General features: G+C 68.6%; 3 protein-coding genes. All 3 read left to right on the top strand.

Going from position 1 to position 1707, the window contains the following annotated elements; all coding sequences use genetic code 11:
* Positions 1–261: 261 nt before the first annotated feature.
* Positions 262–507 carry a heavy-metal-associated domain-containing protein gene (locus FDZ70_10165; GenBank protein ID TLM67399.1) on the top strand — a complete coding sequence of 82 codons (246 nt, stop codon included), beginning with the start codon at positions 262–264 and terminating at the stop codon, positions 505–507.
* Entirely contained in the window at positions 443–1231 is a 789-nt protein-coding gene (locus tag FDZ70_10160; GenBank protein ID TLM67398.1) for a cytochrome c biogenesis protein CcdA, read from the top strand. Before FDZ70_10165 ends, FDZ70_10160 begins: the two co-directional genes overlap by 65 nt.
* A gap of 127 nt (positions 1232–1358) precedes the next feature.
* A partial coding sequence (locus FDZ70_10155; protein TLM67397.1) for a hypothetical protein occupies positions 1359–1707 on the top strand: 349 nt, incomplete at its 3' end.

Below are 1707 nucleotides of genomic sequence, written 5' to 3'. Positions count from 1 at the left end.
GTCGCTGCACGTGCTCATCACCCACGGTCCCGTCTCAGCGCCGGCGGGCGTGTTGTTCGGGTACGTGTTGCCGGCCATCGGAGGCGTCTGCATCGCGCTGCTCGTGGTGTTCGCCATGCTCGCGCCAGGCCGGGGGGCACGTCGGTCGATGGCCGTGGAGTGCGCGGTTTGCGGTGCGACGCTGGATGGGGAATGGAGACTGTGTCCCGGTTGCGGGCGCATGCTTGACGAGTCCGTTGTCCGTGCTGACGGCGCCAGCGCCTGAAGTCGGGCACAGAGAGGGGGCTTCTCGTGGCTCACGTGTCGATCAAGACCACCGGCATGCACTGCATGTCATGTGCGACGCTGATCCAGTTGAACGTCGGCGACCTCGAGGGCGTGGACAGCGTGAAGACGGACCTCGGCACCGGGATCACCGAGGTCGACTACGACCCCGGGGTCACTGACGTGCAGCGTATCGTCGACGAAATCACAGCGGCCGGGTACGGCGCGGAACCGGTCTCATAGCGTGGGAACAGAGGTCGGCGCGCTGACGGCCTTCGGCGCGGGGGTCGTGTCGTTCTTGTCCCCGTGCGTGCTGCCGTTGATTCCGGCATACCTGACGTTCATCACCGGCCTGTCGCTCGCAGAGCTCGGCTCGGGCGAGCGACGGACCTTCGACGTCCTCGGTCCGGTGCTGCTGTTCGTCGCGGGCTTCTCACTCGTCTTCGTCGCGAGCGGGGCCAGCGCTTCGGTGCTGGGCCGCGTGCTGTCCGATCATCAGGAGCTGATCTCGAGAATCGCCGGCGCCGTGATCCTCGTGCTCGGCATCTACCTGCTCGATCTCGTGCCGATGCTGTGGCTGCGTGGGCTGAACGTCGATCCCGCGGCAGCGCGGAAGTTCGGCGGGGGTGCATCCTTCGTGCTGGGGTTGTTGTTCCCCTTCGCTCTCGGCACCTGCGCCGGCCCGGTCTACGGAGCGATCCTCATGCTCGCCGCGGACGCGGGCACGGTGTCAACCGGTGCGCTTCTGCTGATGGCGTACGCGGCGGGACTGGCTGTCCCGTTCGTCGCGGTCGGCCTTCTGTTCGGGCGGCTGTCCGGCAGTCTGCGGGCGCTGCAGCGACACGCCAAGACGATCAACCGCGTGACGGGTGCGGTGCTCGCGCTCATGGGCCTCGCGATGGTGACCGGAACGTTCGAGAAGTTCGCGACGTGGCTCGGATCGGTCATCAACTTGGGAATCGGGTAGCTCCTCGCGCCCGTTCGACCGGGAGCGGCCGCAGGCGGTACCATCGGAGCGAAGGTCCTCGACTGCAGCCGGGGGGACGATGGCGCCGGGAAGATGGCCCCGCTCGGGCCTCGCCGGGAATCTCACCATGCTCACCATCGCCGTCGTGGCGGGGTCGCTGCTCGTCGTGGGGTCGGCGGCGCTCACCGGCGTGTACGGCTACACGCGCCGTCTCGCCGACGCGCGGATCGTCGAGCACCGCAGACTGATCAAGACGCAGTTCGACTCGGCGGCGCTCTACGCCACCCAGGCGGTGGGTCGCGCCGCCGTCAGCAGGACCGGTGCCGTCGACCCGGCTTCGCTCGCGGTGGACTACGCCACCAGTTCGCAGGGTCTGAATCGCCTCGTGGTCATCGGGGCTGCCGGCGACGTGCGGGCGTCGTTCCCGGAGGGCACGCGTGAGCCGGTGCCGCCCGAGGTCATTGCACACGCGCAGG

It is taken from the genome of Actinomycetota bacterium (assembly GCA_005774595.1).
Lineage (GTDB): Bacteria > Actinomycetota > Coriobacteriia > Anaerosomatales > D1FN1-002 > D1FN1-002.
Note: the sequence above shows the minus strand (reverse complement) of the source record. Positions and strands in the feature narration are given on the sequence as shown.